The following is a 15,739-nucleotide window of genomic DNA, read 5'->3' as shown; positions in this document are numbered from 1 at the left end:
GTCGGACTACCTCCGGCGATCTGCGCGCGTGTGGGGTTTCGCGGCCGCCTTCTTCGCGGCCGCCTTCTTCGCGACGGCCTTCTTGGCCGGGGCCGCTTTCTTGGCCGGAGCGGCCTTCTTGGCGGGGGCCGCGGCTTTCTCGGCGGAGGCGGCACGTTTGGACGTGGCTGCCTTCCTGGCCCTGTCCCGGCCGGCGGACGTCGTCTTCCGGGCCGCCCCGGCGGACTTGGGCTGCCCGGAGGAAGTCGGTCCGGCGGAATCGCGGGCGCCCCGCCGACGATGCCTGGGCGGTGCCTCCTCCTCAGGCTCCTCCTCCGGCTCTTCTTCCCCCTCCTCTTCCTCCTCCTCTTCCTCCTCCTCCGGCTCTTCCTCGTACTCGTCTTCCGCCTCGGGCTCCTCCTCGTACTCGTCCTCCGGCTCCTCGCCCTTGGCGCCGAGGCCGAGCGTGCGTTCACTGATCGCGTCCGCGAGAGAGCCCAGGTTCCGGCTGGCGACGGCCGTCAGCGCGTTACGAGCCGCTTCGAGGCCCTCGGTGCGCAACTGCTCCTGTAGCTCGGCGACTTGCGGTACCTGGCCGAGGCGCCGTACCCCCTCGGCGAGGAGCTGGCGCGGTTCGAGGCCGAAGCGCCTGCCCGCCAGATAGGTCACCGCGGTCAGGGCCAGCCGTCCCTTCTTGGTGCGGCCCAGCACATAGCCGGCCGCCACCGCGGCGGCCAGCGTTACTTTGGTTCGTTCATCCATGAGTGCACCACCTTCGATGGTTCGCCTGGTCCGGCTCCCGCTTCGTCCAGTCGGTCGAGCAGCCGTTCCTCCGCCTCCTCGAATTCTTCGAGGCTGAGAAGTCCTTCTTCGAACTCCGCGTTCAGCGCCGTGAGTTGAGCGCGAATCAGAGCAGGGTCGTGAACCTGACGGTCGGCGGCGTCCATGAGCTGCTCGGCGATCCACGACACTCCGTGCACCGGAGCCAGCGGGAAGAGGAGGAGTCCGCTGATCAGACCCATGTCATGCTCCCGCGCCCGCGAATGGGCCGTCGGCCTCGACAAAGCTGTAACAGGGCAGCGGCCCCGCGACACGCAGTTCCACACGGTCCTGTCGGTCCGCGGCGAAGCCCTGCGCCGCGGCCCGGAACCGGCCGTCGGCCGCACTGTCGACAAGGAACGACATATTGAGCACACACCCGGGGACCTGAGGCCCCACGGCGACAGCGTGTGCCAGCGGTGTCAGCTCCCGTACGGCGTCCCGTCCCGCTTCCGCCGCCCTGCGTGAGAGCGCCGTGACCACCGCTTCGCCCAGGCGCAGATTCGCCTCGTAACCGGGACGTCGTCGTGCGGCTTCATGAAGCCTCTGGACGTTCCTGTCCTCCCGGACGAGAGACGCCAGGGCGTCGGACGGGGCGAATGCCTTGAGGTTCACCTCGACCCGTCCGGTGATCCGTTCCAGAGCCGTGAGATGACGGTCCTCGGCCGCCGTCAACTGCTCACGGACCGCGGCCTCGTCCGGCGCCACCATGCCGAACCGCGTGGGCAGGGACGGCCCTTCGGCGCTGAGCCGCAGCAGGAGATTCTGGTGGGCGAGCAGATCGCGGCGCCGGGCACGCAGTTTCGGCGGAGCGTCACTGACCACCGCCCCGAGCCGACCCTCCACGAGGACACGAAGGGGAAGCGGCGGGCTCCCCACTCCGGCGACTCCTCGCGGGGCGCGCCGCTCCGCCCCGACGATCGCGTAGACGTACACACCGTCGCCCGTCACCGGTCAGTCCTCCGCGTAACGTCGGCGCGTACCGGTACGGGCGGGAACGCGCCGCCGCGGCCTGGTCTCCTCGTGCTCTTCCTCGGAGTCCTCGTCCTCGTCCTCGTCGCCGCCGCCGACCGCGTGGCGCACCTTGTCTCCCACCGACTGGGCCGCCTTCTTCACTTTGCGTTTGCCGACAGCCTTCGCGGCCCCGCCGCCGAACAGTTCGGGGACCGTCGTACTGCGCGAGTCGAGCTCCAGGTCCAGCCGGTTGCACGCCTCGGCGAACCGGAGGTACGTGTCGACGCTCGCCACGACGATCCGGGCGTCGATCTTGAGGATCTCGATGCCGACCAGGGAGACCCTGATGAAGACATCGATCACCATGCCCCGGTCCAGGATGAGTTCCAGCGTGTCGTACAGCGTGCCGGCGCGCGGTACGCACGCGACCTCGTCGGAGTAGGTGGTCGTTCTCATGGGGGGCGTCCTCTCGTCAGCGGACCGGCTCGCCGTGCTCACTCGTCGGCGGCGCCTCGTCGGTAGCGGCGGACCCGGCGGTACTCAAGGAGTTCGCCGTCCCGGTCCACATGCACCTCGTAAGAGGCCAGCAGACTCGTGGTGTCCGGGATCCGGGCGAGTTCCAGAACATCGACGACGACACACCAGCCGTCGTCGGTACGCCGTACACCCGACACACCTTCCGTACGGTGGCTGATCAGGCTCTCCAGCCGCTCGCGCGCGGCACGTGCGGCGCCTTCCGGCCCATGCGCGGGCGAGGCACGCCGACGAGCCGCGGTTGATGTGGATCGTGGCCGCGTCCGAGGTTGTTCTGCCATACGGCAAGTCTCATCGTTATCGCGCGCACCGCATCCGCAGCGGGCGCTCGGGCTCCGCCGCGGTGCCGGCAGACGACGTCATTCCGTGAGCCGCGTACGTCTCTCCGCAGCCGGAACGCGCTCGCGCGGGTACGGGGCCGCGCCGTATGCGCCCGACCGGTGGGATTGAGCCGACAGAGGGAGGAGCGGACCGCCGGTGCCGCGCGTGCTCCGACGGTGTCCGAGCCCTCCGGTGGTGTCCGCGCCGTGGCGGCCCGGGAGGGGACGCCAAGAGGACCGGTCGCTCACCGCACCCGCGTCCTGTGCTCGGTGCGGGGGGCGGTGCCGTACGTGCTCCGGGGACGTTCCAGGGACTCCCGGCGTCCCTCACCGCTCCGGGTGGGTACGTAGTCGGTGACATGCACATCGCCGCGCGTCAGGTAGCCGGCGATCAGGCCCACCAGGCCCAGGACCGCCACGACGATGAAAGCCCCGAAGCCGCCGAAGTAGCCGGCGAAACCCAGCGCCAGGCCGGTCATGAGTCCCGCCATGGTCGTGTTCATCGTATGCGCCCTTTCTCAGGTCGTGACCTCTTCCGGCGCACCGCTCGGGGCCGCACGCCAGGCGAGGGGGATGTCCGGAGATCCGTGGATCACTCCAGGCGGTCGTCCCGTTCCTCCTCGTCCTCCGGAAGATCGATGTCGTCGACGGCGATGTTCACCTCGACGACCTCCAGGCCGGTCATGCGCTCCATGGCCGAGATGACATTCGTGCGGACATCCGCGGCGACATTGACGATGGGGAAGCCGTAGTCGATGACGACATCGACGTCCACAGCCGCCTGTCGCTCGCCCACCTCGACGTGCACACCGCGGGTAACGCTGGGCTGTGCGCCGGGCACCCGCTCACGCACGCCCCCGATGGTCCGCGCCACGCCGGAGCCGAGGTTGTGGATGCCCGGAACCTCGCGGGTCGCCACCCCGACGATCTTCTCCGCGACGCTGTCCGCGATCGTGGTCCGCCCGCGGCTCCCCGGAGGGCGGAGGCTCTCCTTCGGGTCGTGCTGTGCCGGGGTCTCATCGGTGGCCCGGCGTCCTTCGGTGGCCCGGCGCCCTTCGGTGACCGGGCGGTGTGCTGTGTCCGTCATGACATTCTCCTGAGAGATACGGACACCGGATCAGCGTCCGTCACAAGGTAGGACACGGGGAATCCGAAATCGTCACACATATGTGGTCTGTGCATCTATTCGTTCTGTGCATCGCGTAGGCTCAGAAGAGGGGCGTTCGGCCTGACCGTGCCGTCCGGCACACCGGGGGCCGGGAAAGGCCGCGCGGCCCACGAGAACGATCGCTTGGGAAGCGACTGTGGATGCGAAGCAGGAAAGACGCACACCACCGCGCCGTGCCGCCCCGAGCCCGGCCACCAGGCGCGACGCGCCCGCGGCCGGGCCGACCGGTGATCCCGGCGACGACCTCGGCGGCCTGGACAACGGGCTGCTGGTGGCGCGGGCCGCTGAAGGCGATGACGACGCGTTCGCCGAGCTGGTCCACCGCCACAGCGCACCGCTGCTGGCACTGGCGTACCACATGCTGGGTAGCGTCCCGGACGCCGAGGAGGTCGTACAGGACGCCTTCATCAGCGCCTGGCGGCGGCTTCCGGAGTTCCGCGGGGACGCGACGTTCCCTACGTGGATGTACCGCATCGTCACGAACCGATGCCTCAACGTCCTGCGCGGGCACGCGCCTTCGGTGTCCCTGGACGCCGTGCCCGAACCGACGGCCCACGACGCCGGTGGCGAACCCGCCCGTGCCGCGGAAAGCGCGGCCGCCACGGCGGCGCTGGTCCAGGCGCTCCACCACCTCCAGCCAGGCCAGCGTGCCTGCTGGACCCTGCGTGAACTGCACGGACTGTCGTACCAGGAGGTGGCGCAGGTCCTGGGGGAGAGCGAACAGACCGTGCGCGGCAGGCTCTTCCGCGCACGGCGCACCCTGCTGAAGGAGATGTCCTCATGGCGCTAGACGACCCCCGTGCCACCCGCCCGTGCGACGAGCCGGCTGCCTCGCACCAGGACGTCGACGCCGCGGAACTCGTCGGGGACGAGCGGCTGCCGTGCGGGCGACTGGTGGGCGACGTCTGGCGGCGCGCCCGCGCCCTCATGGACCAGAACGACCCCCACACGGCTGAGTGTGTGTTCTGCCGGCAGGCGGTCGGGGGACTGGCGGCTCTGGACCACACCACCCGCACACTGCGTGCGGAACACCTCAGTGCGCACACGGTCGCCCGGCGGGTCATGCGCGCGGTACGCGCCGAGGTGCGGCTCGGCCGGCTGCTGCCTCTGGACGATCCCGCGCGAGAACTGTGGATCGCGGAGACCGCGGTGGCGAAGGTCCTGCGTGGAGCCGCCGACCGCGTCCCCGGAGTGCGCGCCGCGAGCTGCCGCCTCGGCCCCGGCGGCGGCAGTACGGAAGTGACCGTCACGATGACCCTCGCCATGACTCTCGACCGGCCCCTCCCCGCTCGGGCGAGCGCGGTCCGCCGGGCCGTCGCGTACGCCGGTGTGCGCGAACTCGGCCTCGCCATCAGCGGTATCGACCTGAGGGTCGTGTCCGTATGGGAGCCCCGGATGTCGCCGCCGGCCCCCGCCGAACTCGCGACGAGGAGCGGACCGTGACCGCCGGTGACACGACCCGCGTCGAACGCGGCGCCGCCCAGGCCGCTTTGGCGGTCCCCGGGGTGGCCGAACTGCAGCCCACCCTCCGTCAGGCGCTGGCCGGTGCCGCGTCCCGGGCACGGGAGGCCATCGGGTCCCCGGCGCTGCCCCGCGAGGCCGGCATCCACATCGAACACACTCCAGGCACGGGTGCCTGGCACGTCCAGGTCCGTTGTGTACTCACCGACAGCCGCCGCGCCGCGGATGTCGCACGTGATGTCCGCGATCGCGTCCGATCGGCGGTCAGCTCACACGTAACCCACCACGGCACACCGGAACCTGTCACCGTCGTCGTCACGGTCACACGCATCACCCGTTCCGTGCCGCTCCGTTCCGGACAGCGCGGGCGGGTGCGGTAACCGACCGGGTCGGGTCCCCTCGGACTATTCGTCCTCTTCCTCTTCCTCGGTCTCTTCCTCTTCCTCGTCCCCGGCCTCGGTGGTCTCGTCCTCGGCCTCGTCTTCGGCCTCGTCCGCTTCCGCTTCCCGCTCGTCCGCTTCCCGCTCCTCGTCTTCGAGGGCCTCTTCGTGAGTGCGGACGACTTCGCCGTCGCGGATTTCACCACGCCAGCCCTCGGCGTCTTCGTCGGCGAGAGTCACGTAGCGCTGGAAATGCTTCAGGTCCAGCCGGAGTCGACGTCCTTGAGCGCGCCAGATATTGCCCGTCTTCTCGAAGAAGCCCGAAGCGTAGTACTCGACCACCACGACGACGCGCGTCAGGTCCGGGGTCAACTCGTGGAAACTCACGGCTCCGTGGGTCGTGCCCTTGGCGCCTTCCGAAGTCCAGACGATCCGCTCGTCCGGGACCTGCTCCTGCACGGTGGCCTTCCAAGCCCGGTTGGACGGGCCGACCTTGAGCTTCCAGTCCGATTCGATCTCGTCGGACATATTGACGCTGCGCACGCCTTTGGTGAACGAACTGAAATCCTCGAACTGCGTCCACTGGTCATACACGCTGCGCAGTGGCAGCCCTATGTCGATGACCTCGACGATATTGGTGGTCTTCGTGTCGCCCGTTTTCCCGCCACCCCCGCCCAGGGCCTCCTTGGCGCCGGAAACGATCTTGTCCTTGGCGCCCGAAAGGCTGTGGGACAGAAAAGCCTTCACCGGCGATTCGCCGCCGAGGACACGCTTGCCGAGGGCGAACACGCCTCCGCCGCCCTTCCCGGAGTTCGTGGGATCGGCGAGATCCGTCAGCTTGCCGACGGCCGAGCCCACGATTCGCTGGGCTTGCGCTCCGACGTAATTGCCGAGTTCCGTGCGCAGTCCCCGGAGCGGGGAAGCGACGTCTGTTTCCGGGCGTTCATCCGTCTTGGCCATCGCGGTTCACCTCCGCCTGCCCCGGCCGGCGGGAGGCTTCTTCGCCGCACTCCGCCCCGGTGCCTTGTCCTTCGCCGCCTTCCTGTCCGCCGCCTTCTTCTCCATGGCCTTCTTGGCGGGCGGATTCTTCGGCCCCGGCTTCCTGTCAGTCGGTTTCTCCGCAGGCGCCTGCCTCGTCGGCCGGCGCCGGGGGCGCCGAGGAGGCTCTTCTTCTTCCTCCTCCTCTTCCGCTTCCTCTGCCTCTTCCTCGGGTTCCTCCGGCGCGGATTCTTCGTCGAACTCCTCGTCGGGTTCCTCGTCCTCCGCCTCGCTGTCCGCCTCGCTTTCCAGCAAGGAGCGCGTCCGCTGCTGGAGGGCATCAGTGACCGATGCGACACCTCGGTTCGTCAATCCCGACAGAGCGGAACGCCCGGAGGTCAACAGCTCGCCGCGAACCTGCTCGCTGAGCTGACCGAACTGGGGACTTTCGGCGAGTTTCCTGATTCCCTGGCCGATAAGAGCCACGGGATCCAGACTTCGGCCCGCTACGACGGACAGAAGGCCGAGGGCGAGCTTCCCATTCTTTGTGCGTCCGACGACATAACCCGCCGCTACGCCGGCGGCCAGAGTCGCCTTGGTACTGGTGTCCATAGCATTTCCTCTGAAGAATGCGGTCTCTGCTGCCCCGAGAGCGCCTTCGTCTCCACGAAGGGTGCCGGACCATCGCCGGCCGGGTCACCATGCCCGGGTCATCACGCCCGGGTCACCGTGCGCGGGTGGGCTCCCGTGATCTGTCGTCCTCGTCGTCCATGCCGGGTACGTGTACGTCGAGAACGCTCACGTTGGCCTCCACGACTTCCCGCCCCGTCATTCGTTCGACCGCGTCGGTGACGTTGGAGCGGATGTTGTCGGCGGCTTCTTCGATCGGCGTCCCGTACTCGACGACGATGTCGAGGTCGATCGCCGCCTGCTTCTCGCCGACTTCGACCTTCACGCCCCTGGCGGGGTCGTCCGAGCGGCCGACCTTGTCGCGCATGGCGCCGAGGGTCCTGGACACACCACCGCCCATCGCGTACACGCCGGGCGTCTCCCGGGCCGCTATCCCGGCGATGGCGGAGACCACCGCGTCCGCGATATCCGTCTTTCCCTTCACCACGCCGTTTCTGCCGGTGTGCGCCCCCGAGGCCGCGGTCGCGCTCGTTTCCATGACGGGCTCCTTCGCTGTTCGAGTGGGTAAGTCCTGCGAGTCAGTGCCGCAAGTCGGTGCTGCGAGTCGGTGCTGCGAGGCTGCGAGGTCAGTGCTGCGAGTCCTTGTGGTCCCGCGCCTCCTGCGGGTCAACCCCGGTGTGGGCGGTGGCGTCCTTGCTTCCGCTGGGGCGCCGCGTGCGTCCCTTCGGGCCGGTGTCGTGCATGCCCTCGCTCTTGGACTTCCTGGCCTGGTCCTCGCCGCGCCGGGAGCGGCTCTCGACCGGCGTGCCCTCGGTCGACCGCTTCTTGTCCTCGGCGGAGGGCTCGCGGCCCGCGTCGGATTCGGGGGCGTAGCGCTCCGGGTGGAAGGAGCGATGCGCGCTGGGGTTGTCCTGTTGGGAGGTCTCGTCCACGTCCGGCGACCATCCGTGCTGATCGCGTCCCTTGAACCGGCCCGGACTCTCGCCTTGCGGAGAGCGGCTGCTTTTCTTCGGCATGAGAAGGACCTTCCTGTCGAACTCTCGCGCGCCCCGGGCGGAACGGCGACACACACTTCCGAGTGTACGCAAATCACCCAAAGGGGTATTTTTTGGAGCCTTGCTCATGGGTTTGCTCATGGGTTGACGAACGATGGTCCGGGCCGCCCGTCCCCGGCCGCGCTTGCGGGGGTGGAAGCACCGGCGCAGGGTTGAAACGGCGGTCATGGTGTCCGCTTCGTCCCGTCGTGCCTGCTTCTTCAGGAGGAAAGGTTGACCGCTGAAGCGACTTCTTCCGCCGGACCGGCTTCCTTCGTGGGCTCCCGTCCCTGCTCTCCGCCGGAATCGGGGGAGGAGGCTCCCGACGACCGGGCGGCGCTGTGCCGGACGGTCGCGGCGCGCTTCTCGGCCTGGGTCGAGGACGCCTCCCGGGACGTTCCCCTGCCCGGCGGAGGGCGCACCCCGGAGCGGTTCCGGATCCTCTCCGATTTGGGCCGGGAGGATCTGTGCCTCGCGCGCCTGGGTGAGGGACACCTCGACGCGACCGCGATCCTCGATGAACTCGGTGGTCCACCGCCGGGCCGCGGCGAGCGCTGGGGCGTATGGGCGGCGCACCCACCGGGCCCCGGACTCTCGGCGAACCGGCACGGCGGCGGCTGGCAGTTGAACGGCGTCAAGCCCTACTGCTCCGGCGCTCACGTCTGTACGCACGCGCTGGTCACGGCGGACACCGACGAGGGACGCCGTCTGTTCACCGTCCGTACCGGCCACCCCGGGATCGAACCCGTGCCGGGCACCTGGCAGGCGATCGGCATGGCCGGCAGCGACACCCCCGACATCGGGTTCTCCGCCGTGCCCGCTGAACCGGTGGGCGGCGCCGGGGACTACCTCGACCGCCCCGGCTTCCCGCACGGCGGCGTCGGTGTCGCCGCCTGCTGGCTCGGCGGAGCGCACGCTGTGGCCGACACCCTGCTCGCGGCGGCCGGGAAGCGCACCCCCGACACCCACACCGCGGTCCACCTGGGCGCCGTGGACGTCCTGCTCAGCTCGGCGCGTACGGTACTGGAACAGGCGGGGGCCGACATCGACGACGACCCGCTGGACGCGCGGGGCGGCGCGCGGGTACGCGGCCTGCGCACACGCGCCCTGGCCGAGATGGTCTGCACCGAGGTCCTCACGCGCGTGGGACGCGCCACGGGCGCGGGTCCGTTGTGCCGCGACGCGCGGCACGCCAGGGCCGTGGCCGATCTGACCGTCTACATCCGTCAGCATCACGCCGAACGCGACCTCGCGGAACTCGGACAGCTGCTCGCCGGAGACCTCGCCGGGGACCTCGCCGGGGACCTCGCCGGGGACCTCGGCGGGGACCTCCGCGCGGACCTCGCCGGCGACCTCCGCGCGGAGAGGGGCACCCGGTGACCGGCGTACGGCAGGCCGCCGCCGAGGCCATCGACGGGCCGGGCACGCCGGAAGCGCGATGGGCGTCCTGGGCAGGCCTGCGTCTCCTGCCCGTCGTGGATCTTCCCGCCGGCCCCGTGGTGGTCGTCGCCGCGCATCCGGACGATGAAGTGCTCGGTTTCGGCGGTTCCTTGGCCGCTCTCGCGGAGGCGGGCACCGAGGTGCGTCTGCTGTCGGCCACCGATGGCGAACGCTCACACCCGCGCAGCGCGCGGATCACGCCCGACCGGCTGGCCGCGGTCCGCGCGGGCGAGCTGCGGGCCGCCCTGGCCGAGTTGGGCCTGGCGGGACCGCCACCGCGACGGCTGCGCCTCCCGGACACACGGGTGCACCGGCACGAGCCACAACTGCGCGACAGCATCGGTGAGTTGCTCGGAGAATCGGGCGCCGCTCTCTGTGTCGCGCCGTGGACGGGGGACCTGCACAGCGACCACGAGGCCGCGGGCCGTGCCGCGGCGGCCGCCTGTCTGGCGGCGGGGGTCCCGCTGTGGCTCTATCCCGTATGGATGTGGCACTGGGCGCGCCCCGCGGACCCGCGCGTCCCCTGGCGGAGCGCCGTACGTATCCCGCTGACGAGCGGGGCACTGGAGCGCAAGGGACGTGCCGTCGAACGGTTCGTCAGCCAGATCGCACCGCTGGCGGACGGCCCGGAGAACGCGGCGATCCTGCCGGCGGAGGAGCGGGCACACCACAACAGGCCCTACGAGGTGGTCTTCCGGTGAGCACGCCCGCCGCCTACTTCGAGGCGATGTACGACGCGTCGCCCGACCCCTGGGGTCTGGCGGACCGCTGGTACGAGCAGCGCAAGTACGCGCTGACACTCGCGTCCCTGCCACGCCGCCGCTACCGCCGCGCTTTCGAACCCGGCTGTTCCGTAGGGGTGTTGACGGCGCTGCTGGCCGCCCGCTGCGACCGGCTGCTGTCCGCCGACCGTGTCCCCTCGGCGGTCAGGACGGCCTCCGGGCGCGTACGCGGTCTGCCGCACGTCGAAGTGCGCCGGCTGACCGTCCCCGACGAGTGGCCGCCGGGCACCTTCGACCTCGTCGTCCTCTCCGAAGTCCTCTACTACTTCGACGATCACGCACTGGACCGGCTGTTCACACGTGTGATGGACAGCCTCGAACCCGGCGGGACGCTCCTCAGCGCGCACTGGGAGCATCCGGTCCCCGAACACCGGCGCGTCGGTTCGGAACTGGCCCCGCTGCTGGCGTCGCTTCCCGGCCTGAGCCTGTTCGCGGACTACCGCGATCCCGACTTCACCCTGAGTGTCCTCACCCGTCGCCGCCCCGACGGGAGCGCCGCGCCGTCGCCGGCCGCCGACGAGGGGTTGGTGTGAACACCGCGCCGACCGTGTGCGTGGTCGTCATCCCCGCACACAACGAGGCCGCCACTCTCCCGGCGGCACTACGGAGCGTGCGCACGGCCGCCCGCCACCCGGCGCTGACCGGCATCAGGGTACTGACCGTGGTCACGGCCGACGACTGCGGTGACGACACCGCCGCCGTCGCGCGGGCACTCGGCGCACATGTCGTCGGGATCCTCCGCCGGAATGTGGGCGCCGCCCGCGCCGCCGGGGTCGCGCGAGCCCTGGACATCCTGCGCCACCACCGCGACGGTGTCTGGATCGCCTCCACGGACGCGGACACGGTCGTGCCCGCACACTGGCTCGCCCACCAGCTGCACCACGCGCGCGGCGGCTGGGACTGTGTCGTCGGTACGGTGCGCCTCGCGCCGCACCCTTCACTCGCCGCCGCGGTGGCCGCCCGGCACGACGCCGGCTACTTCGCCGGCCGCCCGAGCGCGGCCGGCGGCTGGTCGCATCCGCATGTGCACGGCGCCAACCTGGGCGTGGCCGCCGTCTCCTACCACCGGGTGGGCGGCTTTCCCGAGCTGAGACACAGTGAGGACCGCGCACTGGTCGCCGCCCTGGAACGGGCCGGCCGCCGGATCGTACGCACCGACCAGTGCCCTGTCCTCACCTCCGGCCGGACCACCCCCAGGGCCCCTTACGGCCTGGGGGCCCTCCTCGCTTCGACGGCACAGGACCTGCCGGGTTCCGGGCACGGCCGTAGGGGCCCGGCCGTAGCCCCGTCATAGCCGAGCGGCGATCGGCCTCGACATCGTCCGCGGTCACCCGTGACCGCGGCGCCTCAGCGCACAAGGCAGGGGCGTTTGCTGTCGAACTTCCAGTCGGGGACGAGGTAGCGCATCCCGACGGCATCGTCACGCGCCCCCAGTGCCTTCTCCTGGTACAGGTCGTGGGCCGCGAGGAGGCGGTCCATGTCGATCCGGACTCCCAGGCCCGGGGCGTCGGGCACGGCGATCTCGCCGCCGACGATGCGCGGCGGGGCGGTCGTGAGGCGCTCCCGTCCTTCCTGCCAGATCCAGTGGGTGTCCAGGGCGTTGTACTCGCCCGGGGCCGCGGCTCCGCAGTGGGTCACCATGGCCAGGGAGATGTCGAAGTGGTTGTTCGAGTGGCATCCCCAGGTCAGGCCCATCGCATCGCACAGTTGAGCCACTCGAACCGAGCCCTGCATGGTCCAGAAGTGCGGGTCGGCCAGCGGGATGGACACCGACTGGAGGGCGAGGGCGTGGGTCATCTGACGCCAGTCGGTGGCGATCATATTCGTCGCCGTGGGAAGGCCGGTGGCGCGGCGGAACTCGGCCAGGATCTCGCGTCCGGAGTAGCCGCCTTCGGCGCCGCACGGGTCCTCGGCGTACGCGAGCGTACCGACCAGGGGCCGGCACAGCTCGACCGCCTCGCGCAGCGACCACGCGCCGTTGGGGTCGAGCGTGATCCGGGCCTGTGGGAAGCGGTCCTTGAGCGCGCGTACGGCCTTGACCTCCTCGGCGCCCGCCAGGACACCGCCCTTGAGTTTGAAGTCGCGGAAGCCGTACAGGTCGTAGGTGGCCTCGGCCTGACGGACGATCGCCTCGGGCGTCAGGGCCTCCTCGTGCCGGATCCGGTACCAGTCCACGGCGGAGCCGGGGTCGCGGACGTACTCCAGGTCGGTGCGGTCGGCGTCACCGACGTAGAACAGGTAGCCGAGGACGCGGACGGAGTCGCGCTGCTGCCCGTCACCCAGGAGCGCGGCAACGGGCACGTCGAGATGCTGCCCCAGGAGGTCGAGCAGCGCCGACTCGACGGCGGTGACGGCGTGGACGGTGGTGCGCAGGTCGAAGGTCTGGTCGCCCCGGCCGCCGGAGTCGCGGCCGGCGAACCGGTCCCCGATCTCGCGCAGGACGCGCTTGTAGTCGCCGACCTTCGCGCCGACGACGAGGGGCCCGGCATCGCGCAGCGTCCGGGTGATCTTCTCTCCGCCCGGTACCTCCCCCAGCCCCGTACGTCCCTCGGAGTCCTTGAGGACCACCACGTTGCGGGTGAAGTAGGGGCCGTGCGCGCCGGAGAGGTTGAGTTCCATACTGTCCCGGCCGGCGACCGGGTAGACGGAGAGTGCGGTGACGGTCGGCTGGCTCATGACCGGGTACCTCCGGGGGTGCGGCGGCTGTGCGCCGGGGTGGCTGTCAGGTGCGTGGGGGACGGCGAGTCCGATGCTCATCAGGATGCGTGCTGTCGCGAGGCGAGGCTTCGCGGCTTGCGGAAGGTGCGGTGGTTCAGAGGCCGAGGACGTCGAGGGCCCACTCGACCGCCAGCACGCCGCCCAGCCCGAGGACCGCGAGCACCGTCGTGTAGGTGGTGCGGGTCTTGATCGCGTCGATGACCGAGAGGTTGAAGTACTCCTTGAACATCCAGAATCCGGGGTCGTTGACGTGGGAGAGCGCGATCGACCCGCAGGAGACGGCGAGGACCATGAGCTCGGGGTGGACCCCACTGCCCGCCAGGAGCGGCAGCACCACGCCGGAGGCCGTGACGACGGCGACCGTCGCCGATCCGAGAGCCACCCGGAGGATGACCGCGATGAGCCACGCGAGGATGATCGGCGAGATGGACCAGCCGTGCGTGAGGTCCTTGATGTAGTCGGAGATGCCGCCCTCGACGAGGACCTCCTTGAAGGCGCCGCCGGCTCCGATCACCAGAAGGATCATCGCCATCGCCTGGGCCGCCGACGTACAGGACGCGCTGACGTCCGCCAGGCCGCGGCCGATCCGCGGCCCGAACGCCCAGATCGCCAGGAGCAGGGTCAGCAGGAGCGCGATCGGCGCCGATCCGATGAAGGCGACGAAGTGCAGGAACGGGTTCGAACCGGATACGGCCATGTCGGTCACCGCCGCGCCCGCGATCAGCACCACGGGGAAGAGGGCCACGGACAGCGACCAGGCCATGCCCGGCATCTCCTCGTCGGTGAACACGCGTTCACTGACCAGGCCCTTGGGTATGGAGGGGTTCATCGCCCTGACGAAGGGAAGGCGCGGCCACACCAGGGCGATCAGCGCGCCGATGGGGATGGCGATGAACAGGCCGTAGAACAGCGTGAGGCCGACGGAGGCGTGGAAGGTCGCGGCCACGGCGGTGGGGCCGGGGTGGGGCGGGAGGAAGCTGTGCATGGTGGACAGGGCGATCGACATCGGCAGCCCGACCCACAGCAGGTTCGCCCCGGTGACGCGGACGATGGTGAACGCGACGGGCACGATGATGACGAAGGCGACCTCGTAGAACATGGTGACGCCGATGAGCATCGCCGTCACCACCATGGCCACCTGGACCCACCGCGGGCCGAAGGCGTCGAGAAGCCTGCCGGCTATGCGCTGCGCCGCGCCGGAATCCCCCATGACGCGGCCGACCATGGCACCGAGCCCGATGGTGAGCATCGTGTCACCGATCTGGCCCCCGATGCCGTCCGAGAGGACATCCGGGATCTTCGCCACCGGAATCCCCTGGACCAGCCCGACCCCGACAGCGACGAGCAGGAGCGCGGCGAAGCCGTTCAGTCTCAGCTTGGTCATGAGGAAGAGCAGAATCAGAACGCTGATCCCGACTACGAGCAGAGGCATGTCAGTTCCCCTTTGAACTGTGGGCCGAACTGTGGATCAGGCGGCCGGAGGCTCCGCGGGGCCGCCGGGCAGCTCGGTGGGCGTGCGTGGTGGGCGTGCCCGGTGGGTGTGCCCGGTGGGCGTGCGCGGGCTCGGGCTCGTCAGCCCGGTCGTCGTACGGCCCCCACCAGATTCAGGCCGTCGTCCAGCACCCTCGTCAGCCGGGCGAGATCGTCAGGACCGGGGTCGGTGAGCGGGGCGCGTACCGGACCGACCGGGAGACCGCGCAGCCGGGCGGCGGCCTTGACCAACGAGACGGCATAGCCGGGCACCTTGTCGCGCAGCTCGACCAGCGGTACGTAGAAGTCCCGCAGGAGCTTGTCGACACTCGCCGCGTCCCCGGCTCGCAGAGCGGTGAAGAAGGCGTTCGCGATCTCGGGGGCGAAGGCGTGGACGGCCGAGGAGTACGCGGGAACGCCCACCGTGCCATAGGCGCGGGCCTGGATCTCGGCGGTGGCGGCGCCGTTGAAGAAGAGAAAGCCGTCGGGTGCCGCGAGGGTGAGGCGCTGGAGCCGGTCGAGGTCGCTGTGCCCGTCCTTGAGCCCGACGACGGTGGGGATCTCCGCGATCCGCCGCAGACTGTCGGCGGTGAAGGCCACTTGGCCGCGCTGGTACGCGATCAGCGGCAGCCGGGTACCGGCGGCGATCCGGCGCAGCTGCTCCACCAGACCGTCCTGCGGGGCCTCGACCAGATAGTGGGGCAGCACCAACGCGGCGTCCGCGCCCGCCTCTTCCGCGATGCGGGCGAAGCGCAGCGCCTGCGCCCAGCCGTAGCCGATGCCCGCGACGACCGGTAGCCGGCCGTCGGCCACCTCCACCGTGGCCGTGACGACCGCGCGGTACTCGTCCTCGTCCAGCGCGCCGAACTCCCCGGTACCGCAGGCGGGGAACACCGCGCCGGGCGCCGTGGCCAACTGGGCGGTCAGGTACGCCCGGTACGACTCCGGATCGAGGCCGCCGTCCTCGCGGAAACTCGTGAGGGGGAAGGCCAGCACCCCACGCGCCATGCCGTCACGCAGCCGCTGGGTGACGCCTTCGGCCTCCGCGCTGAACCGTGTCATGAAGCCCGTC

General features: G+C 70.5%; 21 protein-coding genes. 7 read left to right on the top strand and 14 right to left on the bottom strand.

Going from position 1 to position 15,739, the window contains the following annotated elements:
- Nucleotides 1-6: 6 nt before the first annotated feature.
- From ACZ7LS_RS18170 to ACZ7LS_RS18140, 7 genes are all read right to left on the bottom strand, one after another.
- Entirely contained in the window at nt 7-741 is a 735-nt protein-coding gene (locus ACZ7LS_RS18170; protein ID WP_385135482.1) for a histone protein, read from the bottom strand.
- Complete coding sequence (locus ACZ7LS_RS18165; RefSeq protein WP_382515584.1) at nt 720-1,001, bottom strand: gas vesicle protein GvpG; 282 nt, start codon at nt 999-1,001, stop codon at nt 720-722. The genes ACZ7LS_RS18170 and ACZ7LS_RS18165 overlap by 22 nt, the downstream gene beginning before the upstream one ends.
- Nucleotide 1,002: 1 nt before the next feature.
- Nucleotides 1,003-1,749 carry a GvpL/GvpF family gas vesicle protein gene (locus ACZ7LS_RS18160; RefSeq protein WP_385135484.1) on the bottom strand — a complete coding sequence of 249 codons (747 nt, stop codon included), beginning with the start codon at nt 1,747-1,749 and terminating at the stop codon, nt 1,003-1,005.
- A gap of 3 nt (nt 1,750-1,752) precedes the next feature.
- The gene (gene gvpJ, locus ACZ7LS_RS18155; RefSeq protein ID WP_382515588.1) at nt 1,753-2,208 is read right to left on the bottom strand and encodes a gas vesicle protein GvpJ; all 456 of its coding nucleotides are present in this window, start codon (nt 2,206-2,208) and stop codon (nt 1,753-1,755) included.
- 38 nt (nt 2,209-2,246) lie between these two features.
- Entirely contained in the window at nt 2,247-2,567 is a 321-nt protein-coding gene (locus tag ACZ7LS_RS18150) for a gas vesicle protein GvpO (RefSeq protein WP_382515591.1), read from the bottom strand.
- Nucleotides 2,568-2,851: 284 nt separating this feature from the next.
- Nucleotides 2,852-3,109, bottom strand: coding sequence for a hypothetical protein (locus ACZ7LS_RS18145; protein WP_382515594.1), 258 nt, complete (start codon nt 3,107-3,109; stop codon nt 2,852-2,854).
- A gap of 89 nt (nt 3,110-3,198) precedes the next feature.
- Nucleotides 3,199-3,693 (bottom strand): Asp23/Gls24 family envelope stress response protein, encoded by a 495-nt coding sequence (locus tag ACZ7LS_RS18140; RefSeq protein ID WP_385135488.1) that lies wholly within the window; start codon nt 3,691-3,693, stop codon nt 3,199-3,201.
- A 334-nt stretch (nt 3,694-4,027) separates the two neighbouring features.
- On the opposite strand from ACZ7LS_RS18140, the gene ACZ7LS_RS18135 reads away from it, so the two are divergent.
- Genes ACZ7LS_RS18135 through ACZ7LS_RS18125 form a run of 3 tightly spaced genes read left to right on the top strand, consistent with a single transcriptional unit; the run spans nt 4,028 to nt 5,615 of the window.
- Nucleotides 4,028-4,564, top strand: a complete 537-nt coding sequence (locus tag ACZ7LS_RS18135; protein WP_382516829.1) for an RNA polymerase sigma factor — start codon at nt 4,028-4,030, stop codon at nt 4,562-4,564.
- Nucleotides 4,555-5,217 carry an Asp23/Gls24 family envelope stress response protein gene (locus tag ACZ7LS_RS18130; protein WP_385135491.1) on the top strand — a complete coding sequence of 221 codons (663 nt, stop codon included), beginning with the start codon at nt 4,555-4,557 and terminating at the stop codon, nt 5,215-5,217. The genes ACZ7LS_RS18135 and ACZ7LS_RS18130 overlap by 10 nt, the downstream gene beginning before the upstream one ends.
- Nucleotides 5,214-5,615, top strand: a complete 402-nt coding sequence (locus tag ACZ7LS_RS18125) for an Asp23/Gls24 family envelope stress response protein (protein ID WP_382671363.1) — start codon at nt 5,214-5,216, stop codon at nt 5,613-5,615. The genes ACZ7LS_RS18130 and ACZ7LS_RS18125 overlap by 4 nt, the downstream gene beginning before the upstream one ends.
- A 24-nt stretch (nt 5,616-5,639) precedes the next feature.
- Here ACZ7LS_RS18125 and ACZ7LS_RS18120 read toward each other — a convergent pair whose 3' ends face one another.
- From ACZ7LS_RS18120 to ACZ7LS_RS18105, 4 genes are all read right to left on the bottom strand, one after another.
- Nucleotides 5,640-6,575: an SRPBCC family protein gene (locus ACZ7LS_RS18120; RefSeq protein ID WP_385135495.1), complete on the bottom strand. Its 936-nt coding sequence runs from the start codon at nt 6,573-6,575 to the stop codon at nt 5,640-5,642.
- 6 nt (nt 6,576-6,581) lie between these two features.
- Nucleotides 6,582-7,205 carry a hypothetical protein gene (locus ACZ7LS_RS18115; RefSeq protein WP_382876630.1) on the bottom strand — a complete coding sequence of 208 codons (624 nt, stop codon included), beginning with the start codon at nt 7,203-7,205 and terminating at the stop codon, nt 6,582-6,584.
- Nucleotides 7,206-7,317: 112 nt separating this feature from the next.
- A complete protein-coding gene (locus ACZ7LS_RS18110; protein WP_385135498.1) occupies nt 7,318-7,761 on the bottom strand; it encodes an Asp23/Gls24 family envelope stress response protein in 444 nt (147 codons plus the stop codon).
- An 88-nt stretch (nt 7,762-7,849) separates the two neighbouring features.
- Nucleotides 7,850-8,155, bottom strand: coding sequence for a hypothetical protein (locus ACZ7LS_RS18105; protein WP_382515610.1), 306 nt, complete (start codon nt 8,153-8,155; stop codon nt 7,850-7,852).
- 378 nt (nt 8,156-8,533) lie between these two features.
- On the opposite strand from ACZ7LS_RS18105, the gene ACZ7LS_RS18100 reads away from it, so the two are divergent.
- From ACZ7LS_RS18100 to ACZ7LS_RS18085, 4 genes are read left to right on the top strand one after another with little or no spacing between them, the layout of a single operon-like run.
- The gene (locus ACZ7LS_RS18100; protein WP_385135517.1) at nt 8,534-9,637 is read left to right on the top strand and encodes an acyl-CoA dehydrogenase family protein; all 1,104 of its coding nucleotides are present in this window, start codon (nt 8,534-8,536) and stop codon (nt 9,635-9,637) included.
- The gene (locus tag ACZ7LS_RS18095) at nt 9,634-10,398 is read left to right on the top strand and encodes a PIG-L deacetylase family protein (RefSeq protein WP_382876632.1); all 765 of its coding nucleotides are present in this window, start codon (nt 9,634-9,636) and stop codon (nt 10,396-10,398) included. The genes ACZ7LS_RS18100 and ACZ7LS_RS18095 overlap by 4 nt, the downstream gene beginning before the upstream one ends.
- A complete protein-coding gene (locus ACZ7LS_RS18090; protein ID WP_382515615.1) occupies nt 10,395-11,012 on the top strand; it encodes a class I SAM-dependent DNA methyltransferase in 618 nt (205 codons plus the stop codon). The genes ACZ7LS_RS18095 and ACZ7LS_RS18090 overlap by 4 nt, the downstream gene beginning before the upstream one ends.
- Entirely contained in the window at nt 11,009-11,773 is a 765-nt protein-coding gene (locus tag ACZ7LS_RS18085) for a glycosyltransferase family 2 protein (protein ID WP_385135501.1), read from the top strand. The genes ACZ7LS_RS18090 and ACZ7LS_RS18085 overlap by 4 nt, the downstream gene beginning before the upstream one ends.
- A gap of 53 nt (nt 11,774-11,826) precedes the next feature.
- Here the strand turns inward: ACZ7LS_RS18085 and ACZ7LS_RS18080 are convergent, their stop codons facing one another.
- The 3 genes from ACZ7LS_RS18080 to ACZ7LS_RS18070 all read right to left on the bottom strand — a co-directional run bounded on the left by ACZ7LS_RS18080 (nt 11,827) and on the right by ACZ7LS_RS18070 (nt 15,729).
- Nucleotides 11,827-13,155: an enolase C-terminal domain-like protein gene (locus tag ACZ7LS_RS18080; RefSeq protein ID WP_385135504.1), complete on the bottom strand. Its 1,329-nt coding sequence runs from the start codon at nt 13,153-13,155 to the stop codon at nt 11,827-11,829.
- 136 nt (nt 13,156-13,291) lie between these two features.
- A complete protein-coding gene (locus ACZ7LS_RS18075; RefSeq protein ID WP_382515623.1) occupies nt 13,292-14,629 on the bottom strand; it encodes a gluconate:H+ symporter in 1,338 nt (445 codons plus the stop codon).
- A 140-nt stretch (nt 14,630-14,769) separates the two neighbouring features.
- Entirely contained in the window at nt 14,770-15,729 is a 960-nt protein-coding gene (locus ACZ7LS_RS18070) for a 5-dehydro-4-deoxyglucarate dehydratase (RefSeq protein ID WP_382515626.1), read from the bottom strand.
- Nucleotides 15,730-15,739: the final 10 nt, after the last annotated feature.

This window comes from Streptomyces sp. NPDC039430 (genome assembly GCF_055639435.1).
Note: the sequence above shows the minus strand (reverse complement) of the source record. Positions and strands in the feature narration are given on the sequence as shown.

Bases quoted from the DNA above. Each gene is read 5' to 3' on its own strand.
- ACZ7LS_RS18165 (WP_382515584.1), bottom strand. From the start codon at position 1,001: ATGGGTCTGATCAGCGGACTCCTCCTCTTCCCGCTGGCTCCGGTGCAC.
- ACZ7LS_RS18145 (WP_382515594.1), bottom strand. From the start codon at position 3,109: ATGAACACGACCATGGCGGGACTCATGACCGGCCTGGCGCTGGGTTTC.
- ACZ7LS_RS18140 (WP_385135488.1), bottom strand. From the start codon at position 3,693: ATGACGGACACAGCACACCGCCCGGTCACCGAAGGGCGCCGGGCCACC.
- ACZ7LS_RS18070 (WP_382515626.1), bottom strand. From the start codon at position 15,729: ATGACACGGTTCAGCGCGGAGGCCGAAGGCGTCACCCAGCGGCTGCGT.
- ACZ7LS_RS18120 (WP_385135495.1), bottom strand. From the start codon at position 6,575: ATGGCCAAGACGGATGAACGCCCGGAAACAGACGTCGCTTCCCCGCTC.
- ACZ7LS_RS18150 (WP_382515591.1), bottom strand. From the start codon at position 2,567: ATGGCAGAACAACCTCGGACGCGGCCACGATCCACATCAACCGCGGCT.
- ACZ7LS_RS18075 (WP_382515623.1), bottom strand. From the start codon at position 14,629: ATGCCTCTGCTCGTAGTCGGGATCAGCGTTCTGATTCTGCTCTTCCTC.
- ACZ7LS_RS18080 (WP_385135504.1), bottom strand. From the start codon at position 13,155: ATGAGCCAGCCGACCGTCACCGCACTCTCCGTCTACCCGGTCGCCGGC.
- ACZ7LS_RS18115 (WP_382876630.1), bottom strand. From the start codon at position 7,205: ATGGACACCAGTACCAAGGCGACTCTGGCCGCCGGCGTAGCGGCGGGT.
- ACZ7LS_RS18130 (WP_385135491.1), top strand. From the start codon at position 4,555: ATGGCGCTAGACGACCCCCGTGCCACCCGCCCGTGCGACGAGCCGGCT.
- ACZ7LS_RS18110 (WP_385135498.1), bottom strand. From the start codon at position 7,761: ATGGAAACGAGCGCGACCGCGGCCTCGGGGGCGCACACCGGCAGAAAC.
- gvpJ (WP_382515588.1), bottom strand. From the start codon at position 2,208: ATGAGAACGACCACCTACTCCGACGAGGTCGCGTGCGTACCGCGCGCC.
- ACZ7LS_RS18170 (WP_385135482.1), bottom strand. From the start codon at position 741: ATGGATGAACGAACCAAAGTAACGCTGGCCGCCGCGGTGGCGGCCGGC.